This is a genomic window from Porphyromonas sp. CAG:1061 (assembly GCF_000435035.1).
GTDB classification, from domain to species: domain Bacteria; phylum Bacteroidota; class Bacteroidia; order Bacteroidales; family Porphyromonadaceae; genus Porphyromonas_A; species Porphyromonas_A somerae.
Genome location: NZ_HF988895.1, coordinates 2,717 through 5,964, shown reverse-complemented (window position 1 = coordinate 5,964; position 3,248 = coordinate 2,717). Strand labels below are relative to the sequence as shown.

Here is a 3,248-nt window from a genome sequence, read left to right as displayed (position 1 = left end):
TGTGCCTGCTCCACCAACGCCGCAGCCCCCTGTGCCTGCTCCACCAACACCCGAGCCCCCTGTGCCTGCCCCACCAACGCCTGAGCCACCTGTGCCAACGCCCCCAGCTCCAGCACCTACGCCACCGGCTCCGCCTGCACCAAAGCCACCGAAGGATAGGGTGCTTACCATGGTTGGTCAATGGATACAAACTTGGTCGACAAATGACTATGAGATTGGAAAGGATGAGTGGAAGCCTACCCCAGAAAAGGCAAAGTATTCCTACATATTTAGAGCGGATGGCAACTGGGAGGTCACAGTTGAGGTTGAAGGCATTGGCTCTTCTAGGTCATCTGGTACTTACCAGTTTGACGGAAAGAAGCTCACTATTGTGAATGGTGGTACTGTTGGAATAAAGGGGACATTTGAAGTGGAGCCCCTTTGGGATAACGATAACGAACTACTGGAAATCAAACTCAAAGGGATTGATAGCAAAATAGGTTACATCTTTTTGAAGCTGTAATACCTTAGTGTGTAACACTCTCTTTATATTTTGGAGTATTCAAGAATAATCCACTAGTGGTTGTGTGTTTGATGGTTAAATGTGATGAACGAGCACCCTAGGGTGCTCGTTTCTCTTATATCAACGCAATTAAACCCTCTGATGCGTCACCCCCTCCATATTCAATGGCCTAAGATTCACCCAATAGCAATATTTTTTGTACCTTTGTGGCGGAATGGTTGATGAGGGGACTCTGACAAGCAGTCTTCTCATCTTTGCGTATATCTAGTTTTATGATAGAGATAAGAGACATAGAGACATTGGTGGCTTCATTTATTGCTGAGCATGAAGGGTTTTTCCTCGTAAAGGCAGAGGTGAAAGGAGCAAATCGTATCGAGGTGGAGGTGGACCACGATAGCGAGCCAGTAGATATCGACACCATTGTAGCACTTACCAAGCACATTGAGGCAGGACTGGATAGAGAGAAGGAAGACTTTGAGCTCGAGGTCTCTAGTGCAGGCCTTACCACTCCACTTGTGGGTGTGCGACGTTACCGGAAGTTTATTGGTAAGGAACTGGAGGTGCTACTTAAGAAGGGAGTGAAGGAAAAGGGCGTTTTGGTCAGTGCCGATGAGGAGGGCTTTGTGCTCGAGGTGATCCGGATGGAGAAGCCCGAGGGAGCACGGCGGAAGCAACAGGTGGTACATCAATTGCCCTTGAAGTATGAGGAGGTAAAGCAAGCCACCTATTTACTAAAAGTATAAATAAGGAGATGTGAGCGGTAGGAGAGCTAAGATGCATTGGCTCGGTGATTATCCCAACACAGCACGATACATATTAATATACAATGGCGAAGAAAAAGGAACCAACGATGATGGAGGCCCTTACCGAATATATGGGGCTAAAGAATATTGACGAGGATACAATGGTCAAGGTGATGGAGGAGTCTTTGCGTAATGTGATCGCAAAGATGTTCGGCACCGACCACAACTTCGATATCATCGTCAATCCTCTTCAGGGGGATCTAGAGATTTGGCGTCGCCGCATTGTGGTGCCAGATGGTGAGGTGGAGAATGAGATGCAACAGGTCTCCATCAGCGAGATTCGTGCTCTAGGGGAGGACGATATGGAGCTAGGTGAGGAGTATGTGGACGAGGTGAAGTTTGCCAAGTTCGGTCGCCGTGCCATCCTCAATCTCAAGCAGTCACTCTCTAGTAAGGTGATGGAGCTGGAAAAGGATACCCTTTACGCCAATTATAGCAAGCGGGTGGGAGAGCTGATCAATGCCGAGATTTACCAAGTTTGGAAAAAGGAGGTGCTCCTTATGGATGATGAGGAGAATGAACTGATCCTGCCTAAGTCTCTTGCCATTCCACGTGACCGCTTCAAGAAGGGCGATCGTATCTGTGCTATCATTGATAAGGTAGAGTACAATAATAACAACCCTAAGATCATCCTGAGCCGTGTATCCGACCTATTTATGAAGCGCTTATTCGAGCGTGAGGTGCCGGAGGTGCAGGATGGGCTAGTAACCATCAAGGCAGTAGCACGTATCCCTGGCGAAAAGGCCAAGGTGGCTGTGGAGAGCTACGATGAGCGTATCGATCCAGTAGGTGCTGTGGTGGGTGTGCGCGGAAGTCGTATCCAAGGAGTAGTTGGGGAGCTTTGTAACGAGAGCATTGACGTGGTACAGTACACTAGTAATCCAGTGCTATTTGTGCAGAGAGCACTCGCTCCTGCAAAGAATATGGAAGTGCACCTCAATGAGGAGTCAAAGCGTGCCGACGTATATCTCGATAAGGATCAAATCTCAGAGGCCATCGGTAAGGGCGGTAAGAATATCAAGCTAGCCGGAATGCTCACTGGCTATGAAATAGATATTTACCGTGACGAGACTCAGACAACCGACCTATCTGACCTTTATCTCACTGAGTTTGATGATGTGATTGATGATTGGGTCATTGATACCTTCAAGGGCATCGGTTGTGATACGGCTAAGTCGGTGCTTCGCCATACCAAGGAAGAGCTGGTACGTGCCACTGATCTGGAGGAGAGTACGATAGAGTATGTGATGCAGGTGCTCATGACGGAGTTTGACGATCATGAGTTGCCTAAGGATCAATATGGACACCTTCCAGAACGGGATCCACGATACTATGCACCTTACGACGAGGAGAGCACAGAGAGTGTTACGGAAGAGCCAGTAGCTACTGAGGAAGAGGAGGAGAAGTAATATAGAGCTTAAGGAGGAAAGGAGAATATGCCCAGCATAAAAGTAAATAGTATAGCTAAGAAGCTAGGAGTCGGATTTAAGACCATCGTTGAGTACCTCAACGAGAAAGATGACTCAAAGCGGTATAATGTCAATAGCAAACTGACCACAGACCAATTGAGGGATGTGGTAAATGAGTATGGAAATGAACTTCCAAAGGAGGAACGCACCAAACTACTTGAAAGCTATACTGAGGACTCTGCACCTACGTCGGACGCAAAGGAAAAAACTGCATCCGAAAAGGAGGTGAAGGAAAAGGAGAACCCCAAGCAGGAAAAAGCTCAGCAAAAAGAGACTGAGAAGGGACCTAAGGTGCTGGGAAAGGTGGAGCTTGATAAGAATAACGAGGTGGTGAGACCAACTCCTAAGAAGGAGGCTCCTAAGGCTGAGGCTCCTAAGAAGGAGGCTCCCAAGGCTGAGACCCCTAAGAAGGAAGCTCCTAAGGCTGAGACCCCTAAGAAGGAAGCTCCCAAGGCTGAGGCTCCTAAGAAGGAA

At 48.1% G+C, this 3,248-nt stretch carries 3 protein-coding genes and 1 pseudogene; all 4 read left to right on the top strand.

Features of this window, described 5'->3' with window-relative positions; all coding sequences use genetic code 11:
• Positions 1-169 precede the first annotated feature (169 nt).
• Positions 170-502: a lipocalin family protein gene (locus tag QVO39_RS03340; RefSeq protein ID WP_021903021.1), complete on the top strand. Its 333-nt coding sequence runs from the start codon at positions 170-172 to the stop codon at positions 500-502.
• 272 nt (positions 503-774) lie between these two features.
• Entirely contained in the window at positions 775-1,245 is a 471-nt protein-coding gene (gene rimP / locus QVO39_RS03335; RefSeq protein WP_018029309.1) for a ribosome assembly cofactor RimP, read from the top strand.
• Between the two features lie 83 nt (positions 1,246-1,328).
• Positions 1,329-2,714 carry a transcription termination factor NusA gene (nusA, locus tag QVO39_RS03330; RefSeq protein WP_021903020.1) on the top strand — a complete coding sequence of 462 codons (1,386 nt, stop codon included), beginning with the start codon at positions 1,329-1,331 and terminating at the stop codon, positions 2,712-2,714.
• A 27-nt stretch (positions 2,715-2,741) separates the two neighbouring features.
• Positions 2,742-3,248 (top strand): annotated as a pseudogene (locus tag QVO39_RS03325) (translation initiation factor IF-2); the annotation flags it as partial.